General features: G+C 72.4%; 12 protein-coding genes. 7 read left to right on the top strand and 5 right to left on the bottom strand.

Annotated elements, in window-relative coordinates; translation table 11 throughout:
- Nucleotides 1-209: 209 nt before the first annotated feature.
- The 3 genes from H4F70_RS20975 to H4F70_RS08855 are packed head-to-tail and all read right to left on the bottom strand — an operon-like array spanning nt 210 to nt 4,742.
- On the bottom strand, nt 210-1,913 hold the full coding sequence (locus tag H4F70_RS20975; protein WP_182359869.1) for an ATP-binding cassette domain-containing protein: 1,704 nt from the start codon (nt 1,911-1,913) through the stop codon (nt 210-212).
- On the bottom strand, nt 1,897-3,600 hold the full coding sequence (locus H4F70_RS08860) for an ABC transporter permease (protein ID WP_235681427.1): 1,704 nt from the start codon (nt 3,598-3,600) through the stop codon (nt 1,897-1,899). The genes H4F70_RS20975 and H4F70_RS08860 overlap by 17 nt, the downstream gene beginning before the upstream one ends.
- Nucleotides 3,597-4,742 (bottom strand): thiamine ABC transporter substrate-binding protein, encoded by a 1,146-nt coding sequence (locus H4F70_RS08855; protein ID WP_182359868.1) that lies wholly within the window; start codon nt 4,740-4,742, stop codon nt 3,597-3,599. The genes H4F70_RS08860 and H4F70_RS08855 overlap by 4 nt, the downstream gene beginning before the upstream one ends.
- A 168-nt stretch (nt 4,743-4,910) precedes the next feature.
- Here H4F70_RS08855 and H4F70_RS08850 point away from each other — a divergent pair, with 168 nt between their 5' ends.
- Nucleotides 4,911-5,204 carry a 4a-hydroxytetrahydrobiopterin dehydratase gene (locus H4F70_RS08850; RefSeq protein WP_182359867.1) on the top strand — a complete coding sequence of 98 codons (294 nt, stop codon included), beginning with the start codon at nt 4,911-4,913 and terminating at the stop codon, nt 5,202-5,204.
- Here the strand turns inward: H4F70_RS08850 and H4F70_RS08845 are convergent.
- Complete coding sequence (locus H4F70_RS08845; protein WP_235681426.1) at nt 5,182-6,450, bottom strand: mannosyltransferase; 1,269 nt, start codon at nt 6,448-6,450, stop codon at nt 5,182-5,184. The two genes, H4F70_RS08850 and H4F70_RS08845, sit on opposite strands and share 23 nt — an antisense overlap.
- Nucleotides 6,451-6,987: 537 nt before the next feature.
- Here H4F70_RS08845 and H4F70_RS08840 point away from each other — a divergent pair.
- The 6 genes from H4F70_RS08840 to H4F70_RS08815 all read left to right on the top strand — a co-directional run bounded on the left by H4F70_RS08840 (nt 6,988) and on the right by H4F70_RS08815 (nt 16,001).
- Entirely contained in the window at nt 6,988-7,704 is a 717-nt protein-coding gene (locus H4F70_RS08840) for an Rv1157c family protein (RefSeq protein WP_235681425.1), read from the top strand.
- A 47-nt stretch (nt 7,705-7,751) separates the two neighbouring features.
- Entirely contained in the window at nt 7,752-8,774 is a 1,023-nt protein-coding gene (locus tag H4F70_RS08835) for a GmrSD restriction endonuclease domain-containing protein (RefSeq protein ID WP_235681424.1), read from the top strand.
- Between the two features lie 83 nt (nt 8,775-8,857).
- Nucleotides 8,858-10,129, top strand: a complete 1,272-nt coding sequence (locus tag H4F70_RS08830; protein WP_182359866.1) for a fatty acid desaturase family protein — start codon at nt 8,858-8,860, stop codon at nt 10,127-10,129.
- A gap of 102 nt (nt 10,130-10,231) precedes the next feature.
- Entirely contained in the window at nt 10,232-11,674 is a 1,443-nt protein-coding gene (locus H4F70_RS08825; RefSeq protein ID WP_182359865.1) for an MFS transporter, read from the top strand.
- A 122-nt stretch (nt 11,675-11,796) separates the two neighbouring features.
- A complete protein-coding gene (locus H4F70_RS08820; protein WP_235681423.1) occupies nt 11,797-14,481 on the top strand; it encodes a multicopper oxidase domain-containing protein in 2,685 nt (894 codons plus the stop codon).
- 680 nt (nt 14,482-15,161) lie between these two features.
- The gene (locus H4F70_RS08815; protein ID WP_338064917.1) at nt 15,162-16,001 is read left to right on the top strand and encodes a lipase family protein; all 840 of its coding nucleotides are present in this window, start codon (nt 15,162-15,164) and stop codon (nt 15,999-16,001) included.
- 49 nt (nt 16,002-16,050) lie between these two features.
- Here H4F70_RS08815 and H4F70_RS08810 read toward each other — a convergent pair whose 3' ends face one another.
- The gene (locus H4F70_RS08810; protein ID WP_182360280.1) at nt 16,051-16,824 is read right to left on the bottom strand and encodes a CPBP family intramembrane glutamic endopeptidase; all 774 of its coding nucleotides are present in this window, start codon (nt 16,822-16,824) and stop codon (nt 16,051-16,053) included.
- Nucleotides 16,825-16,938: the final 114 nt, after the last annotated feature.

The raw sequence follows: 16,938 nt of genomic DNA, 5'->3' as shown, positions 1-16,938 counted from the left end.
TTGACGCAACGGCGGCTGCGCCGCCCGCGGCGCCGTCCGGGATCCGGCGGCACCGTCTGCGTCGTCGGCGGCGTGCCACGGCACCTCTCGGCGCCCGCGGGGCCACACAACCTGAGTCAGAGTACTCGGCCGACGGTCGAGCCCCGAGGTCCGTACCGGCGAAGAGCCGTTCTTGTGGTGGATATCACCGGTCGTCCCGCCGGCGCGGGTCACCGGCGGAGCAGCTCCTGCAAGGCGGGTATCCACAGGCGGTCGTTGTCCACCAGCGGCATCCGGTCCAGATCCTCCGGGCCCGCCCAGTGCAGGGCGCGGTGTTCCGCGGCCTGCGGCTCTCCCGATTCCACCGTGGCCAGGTAGGCGCGCAGCAGCATCGGCCCTCCGCGGCCGGACCGGCCGGGCGACGCCAGCTCCACCTCGCCGTCCAGCCGGGCCCCCACCCGGACGGCCACGCCGAGCTCTTCGTGCAGTTCGCGGCGCAGCGCCTCGCGTCCGGACTCCCCCGGTTCCGCCTTGCCGCCGGGGAACTCCCACAGGCCGTCCAACGCGGGAGGGTGCGCCCGCTGGGCCAGCAGCACCCGGCCGCCGCGGAGCACCGCGCCGGCCGCCACCTCGCGGACCGATCCCTCCGTGATCACCGCGACCCTCCCCGGCACCGGACGCAGCGCCACCCGCTCGCCGATCACCGGGTCCCGCCCCCGTGCGCCGTGGCAGGTCGTCGCGGGAGCACCGATTCCGTCGTCATGCCCGGCGGCGTCGTCCTGCCCGACGACGTCGCCCTGCCCGACGACGTCGCCCCGTCCGGGTCCGCCGTCCGGTTTCGCGGTCCAGGTGGCGACGACGGAACCGGTGCCGGCCGCAGCGCGGTCTGCGGTGCCCGAGCCTGCAGCCCCGGAGCGTCCCGCACCCGGGTCCGCAGTACCGGCGGCACTCCCCCGGGTCGCGACGGAGACCAGCGTGCGGGACGGGAGCACCGTCACCGATTCGACGATCCCGGCCGCGCCACGTGTGCCGTCGTCGCCGTCCGCGCCGCAGCCCCCGCCCGACACCGGACTGGCGCGCACGGACTCCGCGCGCAGGCCCAGCCGCACCGACCCGTCCGCATGCGCCACCGGCACCCGCCCGAGGGCGCACGTCGCGATGCCGTCGCGCACGTCCCCGTCGAGCACCAGCGGGTATCCCAGGAAGCGTGCCGTCGCCTCGTCGCGCGGATGCCGCCACAGCTCCCGGGGCGCCGCCTCCTGGACGAGCCGCCCCTCGCGCATCACCGCGATCGTGTCCGCCAGCGTCGACGCCTCGCCGTGGTCGTGCGTGACCACCAGGGCGGGGGTCCCGGTGGCGGCGAGGATCCGTCCGATGTCGAGCGCGAGCCTGTCGCGCAGTTCCCTGTCGAGGGAGGAGAGCGGCTCGTCCAGCAGCAGCATCCGCGGCCGCGGCGCCAGCGCCCGCGCGAGGGCCACGCGCTGCGCCTGCCCGCCGGACAGCTCGCCCACGCGCCGCGCGCCGAGGCCCTCGAGTCCCACGAGCACGAGCAGCTCCTCGACCCGCTCGTCGCGCGCCGCGCGGGTTCCGCGCGGCCGTCCCCAGGCGCCGCGCAGCCCGTAGCCGATGTTCCCGGCGACGGTGCGGTGCGGAAACAGCTGCCCGTCCTGGAACAGCAGTCCGAACCCGCGCCGGTGCGCCGGCAGCCGGGTCACGTCCTCGCCGTCGAACACCACCGCACCGGACGTGAGCGGTTCGATGCCCGCCACGCCGCGCAGCAGCGTCGATTTGCCGCACCCGGACGGCCCCAGCAGCGCCACCACGCCGCGTCCGGCGCCGCCCACGGTCAGGTCCACGCCGTCCACCGCGCGGACGCCCGGATAGTCCACCGTGAGTCCGCGCACCTGCAGGCGCGCCTCAGAATTCGCCGACATCGGCCACCCTCACCGCCTCGATCACCGCTACGATCGCGCCCGTCACCACCGCGAGCAGCACGGAGCTCGCCAGTGCGGCCGCGAGGTTGTCCGCGCCGGGCCGCGAGATCAGCTTGCCGATGAGCACCGGCAGCGTGGGCTCATCGGCGCGCGCCAGGAATGACGTGGCGCCGAACTCGCCCAGCGCCACCACGAAGGCGAAGCCCACGGCGGCCGCCAGCGAGCGTGCCACCAGCGGCAGATCGACGCTGAACCAGACCCGCAGCGGAGCAGCCCCGAGCACCCCCGCCGCATGGCGCAGCCGGTCATCGATCCCCTGCATCGCGGGCAACAGGGTGCGCACGACGAGCGGCATCGCGATCATCGCCTGGGCGATCGCCACCAGCAGTTGCGAGCGGCGCAGGTCGCCGGGCAGTGCCCCCATGGTGATGAGCAGGCCGAAGCCGACGGTCACCGCGCTCACCCCCAGCGGCAGCATCATGAACCCGTCCGCCAGTTCCTTGCCCCGCCCGCGGCCCCGGTCGAGCGCCACCGCCGCGAGCAGGCCCAACACCAGCGCGAGCAGTGCCGCGTCGACCGCCGTGCGCAGAGACGTGGACACGGCGTCGAGGGGACGGATGCCCGCGATCTCGGTGCCGAGAATCCGGTAGGCGTGCAGACTCCATCCGCCGTCGAACCGCAATGAACGTACGAACAGGCTCGCCGGCGGGACCACCAGCACGACCGTCACGATGGCCAGCGCCGCCGCGGCCCCGAGGCGCCGCGGCCCGCGCGCCGGCCGTGCGACGCGCGCGGCCGCCGGCGAGGCCGGCGTACCGCGGACCCGGCGGCGGGCCGCGGCCGCCACCGCGAGCGCCGCCGTCACGGCAAGGAGTTGCAGGACGGACAGCGCGGCGGCCATCCGGAGGTCGAACACCTGCACCGTCTGCAGGTAGATCTCCGTCTCCAGCGTGCGGAAGCGCGTTCCGCCCAGCACGAGCACCACGCCGAAGCTGGTGGCGCAGAAGAGGAAGACCACCGCCGATGCGGAGGCGACGGCGGGGAGCAACCGCGGCGCGGTCACCGTCGCGAAGACGCGCGCGGGGCCCGCTCCCAGCGCACGCGCCGCCTGTTCCGGGCGGGGGTCCATCCGCGCCCACACGCCGCCGACGGTCCGGGCGACGATGGCGATGTTGAAGAACGCGTGGGCCAGGATGATCGCCCACACCGTGCCGTCGAGCCCCGTCCAGCCCAGCAGGTGCCCCTCGCCCAGCAGCATCCGGAAGGCGACACCGACGACGACCGTCGGCAGGACGAACGGCACCGTCACCACCACGCGCACGAGCGCCTTGCCGGGCAGCTGCACGCGGGCGAGCAGCCACGCGACCGGCATCCCCAGGGCGAGCGTCAACGCGGTGGAGGCCGCGGCCTGCCCCAGCGTGAACGCCACCAGACGCCCCACCTCGGGCGTCCACCACAGCGCCAGGATCGCGGCCGGGTCGAAGCGGCCGGCGTCGTCGACGAGTCCGCGGTGCACGATGGCCACGACCGGCCAGGCGAAGAACACCGCGGTGAATCCGACCGGGACCGCACCGAGCACCAGCGGCCACGACACGCCGCGCCGGGCACGGCCCGTCGCGCTTCCGCCACGCGTCACCGCCGGACGGCGTACGCCGCGGCGTTCCTCGGCCCCAGGATGCGCGCTCACCCCAGAACGATGTCCCGCCACTGCCGGATCCAGGCGTCACGGTGGGTGCCGATACGCGCCGGATCCATGGTCAGCGGATGGGCCGGCCGGGCAGCGTACTCGGCGAACACCGCCGGCAGCGGCGTGCCGCGCTGGACCGGGAACACGTACATCTGGCCGGGCAGGTCCTGCTGGACCTCCGGGGACAGCAGGAAATCGACCAGCTCGCGGGCCGCCTCCGGCCGGTCGGTGCCGCTGAGCACGCCCGCGTACTCGACCTGCCGGAAGCAGCTGCCCGCCAGCGCCCGCGTCGGCGGCGCCGACCCGTCCGCCCCGGCCTCCGCCGGCGGGGAGGACGCGTAGGACACCACGATGGGGCGCGGTCCGGCACCGCTGGACCCCGAGAACTCGACCGTGTAGGCCTGCGTCCAGCCGTCGACCACCTTGAGGCCGTTGTCGCGCAACGCCCGCCAGTAGTCCTGCCAGCCCCCGTCCTGCGCGGGCCGATCGGCCTGCGTCGTCGCCTCCGACTGCCCGGGACCGCCGGACTGCGTGACGATCGTGGCCAGCAGGAACGCCAGTCCCGGCGACGATGTGGCCGGGTTCTCGACGACGGTGAGGCCCTTGTACTCCGGACGGGTCAGATCGGCGATCGACGACGGCGCCGCGATCCCGTGCCGCGCGAACCACCCGGTGTCGATGTTGAGGCACACGTCGCCGTAGTCGACGGCGGTGAGCTCGTCCGAGCCGGGCACGGCGTAGTCCTGGGCACCGTCCTGCGCGGCGGGCGAGACGTACGGCTCGAACACGCCCTGCCCGATCACCCGGGACGCGAAGGTGTTGTCGATCCCGAAGGCCACGTCGCCCAGCGGATCGCCCTTGGTGAGCACCAGTTCACTGGCCAGCCTGCCCGCGTCTCCGCTGTTGCGCACCTCCACGTCGACGCCGGTCTGCGCAGTGAAACCGTCGAGCACCCCCTCCGACAGAGCGAAGGAATCGTGCGTGACGAGCACCAGAGGTCCGTCCCCGTCGCCCCCGCCGCCGGAGAGCGAGCATCCGGCCGCCGCGGCCAAAGCCACGACCATGATCAGCGCCGCCAGCGGGCGGCGCGATCGCCGGATCGGCCGGAGAAATCCGGACTGGGCGATCGCATGTGCGTTCATCTGGCTCCCTCGCGCCGGCATGATCCGGATCAGGTTCTTCGGGTGTGTTCTCAGCCCTGCGGTCTCCTGGCCCCGCAGCGGGCACCCCGGCCTTGCACCGTGCATCCTAGCCGCCCCCGCCGGCCCGCCGGGTGGCGGTATCGGCGCGCAACGCGGAGCATCGGAGGCATGAGCACAGCACTGTCCGCGGACGCCGTCGCGTCCGCATTGCAGGACCTCCCCGGCTGGACCTACGACCCCGGGCCGCCCGCACTCGTCCTCGAAGCCAAAGCCCCGACCTTCCCCGAGGGGGTCGAGTGGGTGCGCCGGGTCGCGGAGTACGCGGAATCGGTCGACCACCACCCCGACATCGATATCCGGTGGCGGACGGTCACCTTCCGCTGTTCCACGCATTCCGACGGCGCCGTCACCGACAAGGACGTGGAGCTCGCCGCCGAGATCAACCGGCGCGCGCCGGGCTGACGCGGCTGCGCCGCCCTGCCCAGGCCGTCCACCCCACGGTGACGATGGTGAGGGCCACGTCGACGGTCCCGAGCACCACCTCGGCCGGCGACCCGCCGATCACCTCCCCCGCCGCGGTCCGCGGATTGAGCAGGACCGACGACACGCCCACGAGCATCACCGCCGTCCATACGACGGCGAGCGTGCGCGCGCCCGGGTACCGGGAGACGGCGCCGTGGAGCAGCCAGATGATCATGGGCAGCACCCATACCCAGTGGTGGTTCCAGGAGATGGGCGAGGCGAGCAGCCCCAGCAGCTGCACCAGGATCAACGTGCCCAGGCGGTCGTCACGGTCCAGCGCACGCCAGGCGACGACGCTGAGAGCGGCGAACACGACGACCGCGCCGATGACGATCCCGTGGTCGCCCAGGTCGTGGCCCGCGATGCGGCTCAGCGCGCCGCGCAGCGACTGATTGATGGGAGCACCGACCGGGCCGATCCTGTCGGCGTCGCCCAGCAGGTCCTCGAAGTACCGCCGCGTCTCGTCACCGATCAGCGCGAGGCTGACGGCCACCGTCCCCGCGAATGCGACCGCCGACCACGCCGCCGCGGCCCAGCGCCGCCGGGCGAGGAAGTACAGCCCCGTCACGGCCGGCGTCAGCTTGATCCCCGCCGCGATGCCCACCAACAGGCCCGCGCACCACGACCTGCGCGATTGCACGGCCACCATCACCAGCAGCACCAGGAAGATGTTGATCTGGCCGAAGTTGATCGTCACCCGCATCGGCTCGAGCCACATGCCGATCACCGTCCACAGCACCGCGGCAGTGCGGATGTGCGGCGCGTCGGCGCCGTCGCCCAGCGCCATCCGCAGGGCGATGCGCACCACCGCGTACAGCGCGGCCACCGACAACACCTGCCAGGCCACACCCAGAACGGTGAACGGGATCAGGTGCAGCGGATAGAACAGCACCGCGGCGAAGGGAGGGTAGGTGAACGGCAATGCGGCCCCCTCGGCGCCGTCCTGCAGGACGAACCCGTAGAGGTTGCCGGAGAAGGTGGTCGCCGCACCGTCGACATAGACGTGCAGGTCCAGCAGGCGTCCGAGCGAACCGCCGGTGAGGGTGGCTCCGACACGCGCCAACACCGACACCGCCAGCAGCGGCCACGCCCACGGGGCCGCCGCGACGAGCAGCCGCCCGGTGCGGCCGGCCCCCGGACCCGCCGCCCCGCGCTCAGGGGACACAGACTGCGCCATCCGACCCATGCCCCCGATTCTCTCGACGTCGATTCGGCTGCGCATGACGCCGACGACCCGCGCGCCTGCCCGTCCGAAGGCCCCGAGGGAGACTATCAGGGCGTCGCCCCGCCGCCGCGCCGCCGAGCCCGTCGGTCCGGACGACCGGCCGGCGCTCGCGTCGCCTCCGTCTCCAAGCATGCCGGGTTTGCCCGATCCCATTGACCGTGGGCGTCCACTTTGGTAACACTTGCAACAATAAGAACATCAATCACAACTGTTACAGCGCGCCGCCGCCCGGGACCCGGCCGCTATGGTTTCAGACCGAGCGCGGTTGGCCACGGCGGCGGACAGTCGAGTAACTTGCTGTCGAGCGGACCGACTTGCGGCGCGAGCGGTGCGATACGGCGGGCGACCCCGCCGCATCGCACGCGGATGCCCCCCAAGAGAACGGATGTGACGGTGCAACTGATTCGTCGAACGCGAAAGCCATTCGCAGTACTGGCGGCCGCCGTCGCCGCGGCCCTGGTCCTGCCGACGGGCGCAGCCGCGGAGGACGCGTCCCCGGTGGCACCGCTCACCGACCCGCAGGCGCTCTCGGACATCGCCGCGATGTTCCCGGACGACGCCCGGATGCCCACCCCGGATGAGCTCGCCGCGGTGCAAGCGCTCTTCCCGGCGTTCATCGGCACGCTCATCCAGCCCGCGGCCGGCACGCCGAACAACGCGATGCTCGCGCAGGCCCAGGCCTTCGTGGACCAGTCGCCGCTGCCGCAGGACGTCAAAGACAAGCTCGGCGCCGCCATCGCCTTCCTCGACGGCAGCAAGGGCGGCGGGCCGGATATCCCCGAAGGCGGCGACAAGCCCGTCATCCAGCAATTCCTCTTCCCCACCGTGGGCCAGGGCTGCATCGCCGGCGGCCAGGACTCCGTCGGCATGGCGCTGATGACGGCGGGCCCGCAGCCGGCGCCCGCCCCCGGACCCGGCCCCGGCCAGGCCGGCTTCGTGTTCACCGCACTGGGCACCTCCGGCGCCCAGCCGGGCCCCGCCCAGCAGCTCATGGTGTCCTGGATCAATGTCGACACCGGCAAGCAGGGCACCCAGCCGCTGACGAACGAGTCCGGCATCAACCAGGACGGCCCCACCACGCTCACCACCATCGCCGACACCGGCACCGGGCGCGTGGTCTCCACCATTTACGGTTCGGTGGTCAGCAAGGGTGAGGACGGTGCACCGCCGATCCAGTGCACGGTACTGCCGACGATAGGCCTCGGCGTCGTCTGATGCGTCCACGGATGTTCCGCGGCGCTCCGGTCGCCGCGGAGCCTCCCGTGTCCGGTGCGCGACCGGCACGATCCCGCGCGGCCCTGACCCTGATCGCGGGCGTCGCGACCCTCGCAGCCGGCTGCGCTTCGGCCGCCGGCACCGGGCCCGAGGCCGCCCCCGTCACGAACGCCGCCGAATCCGCCGGTCCGGACACGCGGACGGCGGTGGAAATCCCCACCGTCCAGTCCCCCGCGCCGGGCCCGTCCACCTCTGCCGCGACGGACGCCGGCGCCGCCCCGGACGTGGCCGAGGTCCGCACGCTGCTCGCCGGCCTTCCGGTCAAGGGCCGCGCGCCGAAGACCGGCTACAGCCGCGACAAGTTCGGGCAGGCGTGGAGCGACGACGTCACCGTCGACGGCGGTCACAATGGCTGCGACACGCGCAACGACATCCTGCGCCGCGACCTCACCGAACTCACCTTCCGGCCGGGCTCCCACGGCTGCACCGTGCTCACGGGCGTGCTCGACGACGCGTACACGGGCAAGCGCATCGCGTTCACCCGCGGCCAGGGCACCTCCCGTGACGTGCAGATCGATCACGTGGTGGCGCTGTCCGACGCGTGGCAGAAGGGGGCGCAGCAGCTGCCCCCGGAGCGCCGCCGGAACCTGGCCAACGATCCGCTCAACCTGCAGGCGGTGGACGGCCCCGCCAACCAGCAGAAGGGTGCGGGCGACGCGGCCACGTGGCTGCCGCCGTCGAAGCAGTACCGCTGCACCTACGTCAGCCGTCAGGTTCGGGTGAAGGACCGCTACGACCTGTGGGTGACCGCGGCCGAGCGCGACGCGATCAACCGGATCCTCGACGGCTGCGACGGAACGGGCACGGCCCCCGCGGCGGCCGTCCCGCCCCCCGCCGACTCCGCCGGCACCGCGCCCGCCGCAGGCGGAAGCGCACCCGCGGACGGCACCGGAGTGCACTTCCGCAACTGCGCCCAGGCACGGGCGGCGGGCGCCGCGCCGCTGCATGCCGGGGACCCCGGTTATCGGCCCGGTCTCGACGGCGACCGGGACGGCGTAGCGTGCGAATGAGCCGCCCCCGAGGTCATACTGTGACATAGGTCTCACCGACGAACCCCTACCTACGGAGCCGTAACTTACGGTAACGTAGCCGTATGGCAATCACCGACGTAGTCGAGTACGCACACCTCACCGACGAGGACGTCGAGGCGCTGGGGCGCGAGTTCGACGCGATCCGTCGCGATGTGGAGGAGTCCCGCGGCGAGAGCGATGCACGCTACATCCGCACCACGATCCGGGCCCAGCGCGCGCTCGATTTCGCCGGCCGGCTGACCCTGGCGCTGGGCAGCGACCGCAAGGCGGGCTGGCTCGCGGGCACCGCCATCCTCGGCACGGCCAAGATCATCGAGAACATGGAGATCGGCCACAACGTCATGCACGGCCAGTGGGACTGGATGAACGACCCCGAGATCCACTCCTCCACCTGGGAGTGGGACATCGTCGGCACCTCCGAGAACTGGAAGTACACGCACAACCACATCCACCACAAGTACACCAACGTGCTCGGCATCGACGACGACATCGGCTACGGCCTGCTGCGCGTGACCCGCGACCAGCGGTGGTCGCCCTTCTACGCCGGCAACGTCGCCTACAACGCGATCCTGCAGCTGCTGTTCGAGTACGGCGTGGCCATCCAGGCCCTGGAACTGGGCAAGGTGGCCAAGGGCCGGGTGCCCAAGGAGAAGTTCCGCGCGCAGCTCACGCCCGCGCTGCGCAAGATGGGCAAGCAGATCCTCAAGGACTACGTCCTGTTCCCCGCCTTGTCCGGCCGCCGGTGGAAGAGCACCCTCACCGCCAACCTCACCGCCAACGCGACCCGCAACGTCTGGACCAACGCGGTGATCTTCTGCGGGCACTTCCCCGACGGGGCCGAGAAGTTCACCAAGCGCGACGTCGACACCGAGACCCGCGCCGAGTGGTACCTGCGCCAGATGCTCGGCAGTGCCAACATCTCCGGCGGCCGCGCCATGGACTTCATGACCGGCAACCTGAGCTACCAGATCGAGCACCACCTGTTCCCCGACCTGCCCAGCAACCGCTACGCCGAAGTGGCGGTGCGCGTGCGCGAGCTGGCGGACAAGTACGACCTGCCGTACACCACCGGCCCCCTGCTGGTGCAGTACGGGCAGTCCTGGCGCACCATCGCCAAGCTGTCACTGCCGAACAAGTACCTGCGCGACACCGTGGACGCGGCGCCGGAGACCAACTCCGAGCACAGGTTCGACGGCAGCACCACGTCGCTCATCGACCCCGCCACCGGCCGCCGGCGCGGCCTGGCCTCGGCGCTCAAGGGCTCCCGGCGCGGGATCGTGCGCCGCATCGCGCGCGGTCGCAGTCGGCGGGATCACACCCTCGCCGCCGCCTGAAAGTTCCCTAGACTGCGGACGACGCGGCCCGCTCCGGCACCGCCGGGGCGGGCCGCGCCACTGCGCGCAGCACGCCGTCGACCACGGAACGAGACTCCCCCGATGCCCACACAGAGCCGCCCCGCAGTGGTGGTGACGGTTCTGTGCACGACGGGCATCCTCGCCTCGCTGGTGCAGACCATCATCATTCCGCTCGTGCCGCGGCTGCCGGAGCTGCTGGATGCGGGCCCCGCCGACGCCTCCTGGGCGGTCACCGCCACGCTCCTCGTCGGAGCCATCATGACCCCCATCGCCGGACGCCTGGGCGACATGTACGGCAAGCGCCGGGTGCTGGCCCTATGCCTGCTTTCGCTGATCGCCGGCTCCGCGTTGTGTGCATTGACGTCGTCGCTGATCCCCGTGACCATCGGCCGCGGGCTGCAGGGGGTGTCGATGGGCGTGATCGCCCTCGGCATCAGCATCATGCGCGACGAGCTGCCCGAGGAGCGGGTGGGCGGCGGCATCGCGATGATGAGCGCGACGATCGGTATCGGCGGGGCGATCGGCATGCCCGCCGCCGCCATCGTGGCCGAGCGCGCCGATTGGCACGTGGTCTTCGCCGCCACCGGCATGCTCGCGGCGGGGGCCCTCGTTGCGGTACTGCGCCTGGTCCCCGAATCACCGGTCCGCACCGGCGGGCGGTTCGACGCGGTCGGCGCACTGGGCCTGGCGGCGGGCCTGGCCGCATTCCTTCTCGCCATCACCGAGGGCGCGGTGTGGGGCTGGTCGTCGGCCCGCACCCTCGGCGCTTTCGGCGCCGCCGCCGCGGTCTTCGCGCTGTGGTCGGTGCACCAGCTCCGGGTGCAGGCCCCGCTCGTGGACCTGCGCGTGAGCGCCCGACCCCAGGTGCTGTTCACCAACCTCGCCTCCGTCGCGGTGGGTTTCGCCATGTTCGGGATGGCCCTGATACCGCCGCAACTGCTCATGGCGCCGGAGGAGACCGGCTACGGGCTGGGCCTGACGATGACGCAGACGGCGCTGCTCATCGCGCCCAGCGGTATCGTGATGTTCTTCTGTTCGCCGTTGTCGGCGCGGATCAGCAACCGCTACGGCCCCCGTGTCACACTCATGAGCGGCGCGATCGTCATCGCCGCGGGCTACCTCGTCGTGCTCGCCGCGCCCTTCGGGGCCGTGCAGATCCTCATCGCCAGCATCGTCGTCAACGGCGGGATCGGCATCGCCTACGCCGCCATGCCCGCGCTCATCATCGCCGCCGTCCCCGTAGGCGAGACCGCCGCCGCCAACGGGCTCAACGCACTCATGCGCTCGATCGGCACCTCGTCGTCCTCCGCAGTCATCAGCGCCGTCCTGGCGACCATGACGGTGACGGTGGCCGTGGGCGACTCCGCCGGCGGTACGCAGGAGCTCGTGGCACCCACGGCCGCCGGCTTCACGACCGCCGCCGCCGTCTGCCTGGCCGCCGCGCTCGTGTCCACGGCCCTGACAGCGTGCGTGCCGCGCGCGTCCCGGGCGCGCGCCACGCGGACCGCGCCCGAAAGCGCGTGACCTGACGACGCAGGAGCGGTCCTGACCCGCGCCCGCACGTTCCGCGCACGAGAGAACCATGACGTCCGTCTCATATCGCGGTCAATGATGCGTGAAATTGTTTCGCGGCTTACGATTCCCGCGTGAGCACCACCGATGCGCAGCCGGGTCGCCCCCGGCGCCCGCGCAGTTGGCATCAGCGCGCCGGCATGCCGGTGCGCGTGTGGCTGGTCCTGCTTGTCCTCGCGGGCGTCCTGCACCGGTTCCTCCCCGAGTCCCGCTGGCTGCTCGTGCACATGTTCACCCTCGGCGCCGTCACCAACTCCATCCTGGTGTGGTCGCAGCACTTCACCGAGCGCTTCCTGCGCGGCGAGGTCTCCCCGCGCACCCGCCGAATGCAGCTCGCCCGCATCTACACGCTCAACGCCGCGATCGTGGTCACCATCGTGGGGGTGGCGGGCGGGATCTGGCCCGTCGCCCTGGCCGGCTCCGTCCTCGTCGGCGCGGTCGTCGCCTGGCACGCCGTCGGGCTGCTCCGGCAGCTGTGCGCGGCACGCGCCGGCGGCACCGCCTGGCACGCCGACGGCGTCTGGTTCTACGTCTGCTCGGCGCTGCTCCTCCCGGTGGGCGCGGGATTCGGCGCCGCCCTCGCATCCGGCCTGTCCGACGTGTGGCACGCCCGGTTGATCCTCGCCCACGAGGCGACGAACCTGCTCGGTTTCCTGGGCCTCGCTGCGGCGGGGACGCTCCTCGTCGTCTATCCGCGGATGCTGGGGATCGACGACGGCGCCACCTCCGGCGGGACACTCCGCCGCACGCTCCCCACGCTCGCGGCGCTGCTGTGCGGCCTGGCCGCGATCGTCGCCGGGGCGCTGGCCGGGATCGCACCGCTCGCTGCCGCCGGCACGGTGCTCTACCTCCTCGGCTGGGCGGCGGTCGCCGCGCCCACGGTGGTGCGTGCGTTCCGCACCCCCGGCGTCCGGCTGCGGCCCTGGTACGACGCTTTGTCCGTGTCCGCAGCGCTGCTCTGGCTCGGTGGCTCGCTCATCGCGCTGGCCGTGATCATCGCGACCGGCCCCGTGGCCCCGGCCAGGCTGGCCCCGCTGACGATCCCCTTGGTCGCGGGGTTCGCAGCGCAGCTCCTGCTCGGCGTGATGAGCCGGCTGCTGCCGAGCCTCATGGGCTCCGGCGGCACCGTCACCGACATCGGCGTGCAGGCGATGAACCGCTGGGCCGTGTGGCGGATCGTCGTCATCAACGGCGGGCTACTGCTGTGGCTGCTGCCTCTGCCCAGCTGGGCGCGGGTGGCGCTTTCCGCGCTCGTCATGGCCGCGTTCGTGGCATTCCTGCCCATCATGATCGTCAGCGCGCGGCGTGCCATGGCCGCGCGGCGGGCGATCGCCGCGGGCGGCCGGCCCACGGCGCCCATGCCGGCGGGTCCCATGGCGCAACGCGGCAGCGGCACGCAGATCACCGCCGCGCTGGCCTGTCTGGGTCTGGTGGTGGCGGTGGGCGCCGCGATCTCCGGCCCCGGGCAGACCGCGTCGCCCGACCAGGGGATCACTGCGACGGGCAACACCACCCGGGTGGAGGTGACCGCCGCGAACATGCGCTTCACCCCGTCGGACATCACGGTCCCGGCCGGCGACCGACTGGTGATCACCGTGACGAACACCGACGACATGGTGCACGACCTGGTGCTGGACACTGGCGCCTCGTCAGGGCGGCTCAACCCCGGTGAGACGGCCACGGTCGACGTGGGCGTGGTGGGCCGCACCGTCGACGGCTGGTGTTCGATCGTGGGCCACCGGCAGCAGGGCATGACACTCACCATCACGCCCATCGGCGGCGCTGGCACCGAGAATGCGAGTACCGGGAAGGCCGGCAACACCGACCGATCCGCCACGGGCCACCGGGACGACGCGGGCGATCCGCTCACCCCGGACGATGCCGCCCGGTCACTGCACACGCCACTGCCCGGCGACTTCCGCGCCGCGGACCCCGTGGTCGCTCCCGCACCGCCCGGCACCGTGCACCGGTACACCTTCGACATCACGGAGCAGCGGGGAGGGGTCGCCCCGGGCATCTCGCAGATGCTGTGGACGTACAACGGGACCGTCGGCGGGCCGACACTGCGCGGCCGGCTGGGCGACACGTTCGAGATCACCTTGGTTAACCATGGCACGATGGGGCATTCCATCGACTTCCATGCGGGCATGGTCTCGCCCGACGCCACCATGCGCACCATCAACCCGGGCGAGTCGCTGGTCTACCGATTCACCGCCGAGCACACCGGGGCGTGGCTCTACCACTGCTCGACCGCGCCCATGTCCGACCACATCGCCGCGGGCATGTTCGGTGCGGTCATCATCGACCCACCGGGGCTCGCCCCGGTCGACGCCGAGTACCTCTTCGAACAGTCCGAGGTGTACTTGGGGCCCGAGGGCGGGAAGGTCGACCATGCCAAGGTCGCGGCCAAGACCCCCGACCTCGTGGTGTTCAACGGCTTCGCCGATCAGTACGTGGCCCGCCCTCTCCACGCGAAGGTGGGCGACCGCATCCGCATCTGGGTGGTCGACGCCGGCCCCAACCTGCCGTCCGCCTTCCACGTCGTGGGCACGCAGTTCGACACCGTCTACAAGGAGGGCGCGTACCTTCTGCGTCCGGACAACTCGCTGCACGGCGGCGCGCAGGTGCTCGACCTGAGCCCGGCGCAGGGCGGCTTCGTCGAGATGACGTTCACCGAACCCTGCACCTACAGCTTCGTCGACCATGTGATGAGCGATGCGGAGAGGGGCGCGCGGGGGCGGATCGTCGTCACGGAGTGACGACAGAGGACTGTCACGGAGCGACGACAGCGTTCCGGACGCGGAGCGACGTCACGACCGCCTGACGACCGTCGCGGCGCGCCTCCGCATACCCGGCGACACGGCGGCGCATCATCGGGTCATGCGTCCGGTTCGATGCGGATCCCGGTTTGCCGTAACCTGCGCCGCCGTCCTCCTGTTCGCACTCACGGCCACGGCGTCCCCCGCCGCCGCCGGGCCCCCGGGCGGTGCGGGGTCCGTCGCGGCGCAGGCCGGGTCCGGCTCCGCCGGCGGCGGGGACGGGTCCGCCGAGGCGGGGTTCGCCTCCACCGGAGCACAGCCCGGTGACAGCCCGCCGCCGTGGATCGCCGCGGTGATGCCCACGCCCATCCGGGACGACCCGTTCTTCGCCTACCCGGACGACCCCGAACGACTGGCCGGACGCGACGACGGGGAGCTCATCCGGCACCGCCGCGCCGGAACGGTGCAGATAGGCCTGCCCGGCAACCGTCTGCACCAGTTCATGTTCCGCTCCAACGATTCGCACGGCGAGCCGATCGCGGCCACGGCCAGCCTCCTCGTGCCGGACCGCCCCTGGCGCGGCACCGGCCCACGCCCCGTCGTCGTGAACGCCGCCGCCATCGACAGCCTGGGCGCCACCTGCACGCCGAGCTACGCCCTGGTGCACAAAACCGTTCGAGATCGAGATCCCCCCGTTCACCGCGACGATCCTCAACCGCGGATACGCCGTGCTCCTCCCCGATCACGAGGGACCGGACATGGCCTACGCGGCCGGGATCCTGGCGGGAAAGATCATCCTCGACTCCGTCCGCGCGATGCGGCAACTGCCCGCGCTGCCGCGCACCGGCGTCGGCGAAGACTCGCGTCTGGCCCTCACCGGCTACAGCGGTGGCGCCATCGCCGCCGGGTGGGCCGCCCAGCTACAGCCCGTCTACGCACCCGAAGTGGAATTCGCCGGCGCCGCCATCGGCGGTGTGCCCGCCGATTTCGCGCTGCTGCCCGCCACGATGGACGGCACCCTGGGCAGCGGACTGTTCATCGCCGCGTCCTTCGGCCTGGCCCGCGAGTACCCGCGGCTGCTGACCAGCCTCAACGACTTCGGCCAGACGATGGCGCGCTCCCCCGCCAAGGACCTGTGCGCCAAGGCGCTCATGGCGTCCGGCATCGCGATGCAGAGGATCGAGACGTTCACCTACCCGGGCGTGCTGGACTCCCCCGACGTGCGCGCCGTGATGGCCGAGAACAGGCTCGGCGGGATGCCGCCCGCGGCGCCGGTGCTACTCTTCCAGGCCTCGAGCTCGGTGTTCCTCGGCGACGAGTGGATACCCGAGTCCGGGGTGATCGATCTTTTCCACGAGTGGTGCGACCAGGGTGCCGACGTCATCTACGCGCCGGTCCCCGGCGAGCATCTCTCGGGCGGGTTCACCTCCTTCCCGATGGTGGTGCAATACCTGTCCGACCGGCTCGACGGCGTTCCGCAAGCGCCGGGCTGCAGCCGGCAGCAGTGGGCCGGGAGCTGACCACACCTGAGGAATCCGGCACCGGCGGCGCGTCAGGCCACGCGACGATTCAGGCCACCAGATGCCACGCCAGCGCGGCCGCGAGCGCACCGGCCCCGTTGAGCGACCAGTGCAGCGCGATCGGCGCCAGAAGACTGCCACTACGGCGGCGCAGCCACGTGAACAGCGCGCCCGCCAGCGCGGTGGCCACCACGGCCCCCGCGATACCGGCGATCTGGCCCAGCACCCCGGAGCCGAAGATCGCGGACAGTCCCTCATTGCCCGCGGTGAGCCCCAGCGACGAGGCCACATGCCACAGGCCGAACAGCAACGACCCGAAAACGAACACGCCCCGCACTCCGGAGGCCCTGCTGAGCGTGCCGTGCAGGACCCCGCGGAATGCGAGTTCCTCCGGAATGGCCGTCTGCAGCGGGATCACCACCATCGCCGCGATAAGCGCCCCCGACACGGTGGCGTAACGGTCCACCATGAAGAACTCGCGGGTCACCGGCAGGACGGCCCCGACGACGACCACGGTGGCGACCGCGACGACACAGGCGAGCGCGTAGACGGTGCTGCGCTTCCAGTGCCTTGGGGAAAGCCCGAGCTCCGACCACGCCATGCCCCGCGCGCGCATCATCCCCAGCAGGACGACCGCCGCCACCGGCACCGCGGCGATCGACGCCCACACGGTGGTGAAGTGCGCCACCAGATTGGTCGACACCAGCACCACCACGACGATGGCCACGTCCACCCACGCGCGGATCGCCCGCACCCCGCCGACCACCGACGGGGCCGCGTCCGACGATGCACTAGGGGCGGGTTCCGTCACGCCGCGTCGCATCGGGCCGAGGAGCCCTCCCGGGCGGGCACCTGCAGAGCCCGGCGCACCTGTGTCCATCACTGTCACCTGTTCCAGGGTAGCGGCGGCCGCGCGACAACGCCGGAGCCCAGAACG

Origin of the sequence: Tomitella gaofuii (assembly GCF_014126825.1) — a bacterium.
Lineage (GTDB): Bacteria > Actinomycetota > Actinomycetes > Mycobacteriales > Mycobacteriaceae > Tomitella > Tomitella gaofuii.
The sequence above is the reverse complement of the archived record's forward strand: the minus strand, read 5'-3'. Positions and strand labels throughout refer to the sequence as shown.

Coding starts and splice junctions, on each gene's coding strand:
- H4F70_RS20975 (WP_182359869.1), bottom strand. CDS start 1,913: ATGTCGGCGAATTCTGAGGCGCGCCTGCAGGTGCGCGGACTCACGGTG.
- H4F70_RS08810 (WP_182360280.1), bottom strand. CDS start 16,824: ATGCGACGCGGCGTGACGGAACCCGCCCCTAGTGCATCGTCGGACGCG.
- H4F70_RS08850 (WP_182359867.1), top strand. CDS start 4,911: ATGAGCACAGCACTGTCCGCGGACGCCGTCGCGTCCGCATTGCAGGAC.
- H4F70_RS08845 (WP_235681426.1), bottom strand. CDS start 6,450: ATGGGTCGGATGGCGCAGTCTGTGTCCCCTGAGCGCGGGGCGGCGGGT.
- H4F70_RS08855 (WP_182359868.1), bottom strand. CDS start 4,742: ATGAACGCACATGCGATCGCCCAGTCCGGATTTCTCCGGCCGATCCGG.
- H4F70_RS08830 (WP_182359866.1), top strand. CDS start 8,858: ATGGCAATCACCGACGTAGTCGAGTACGCACACCTCACCGACGAGGAC.
- H4F70_RS08825 (WP_182359865.1), top strand. CDS start 10,232: ATGCCCACACAGAGCCGCCCCGCAGTGGTGGTGACGGTTCTGTGCACG.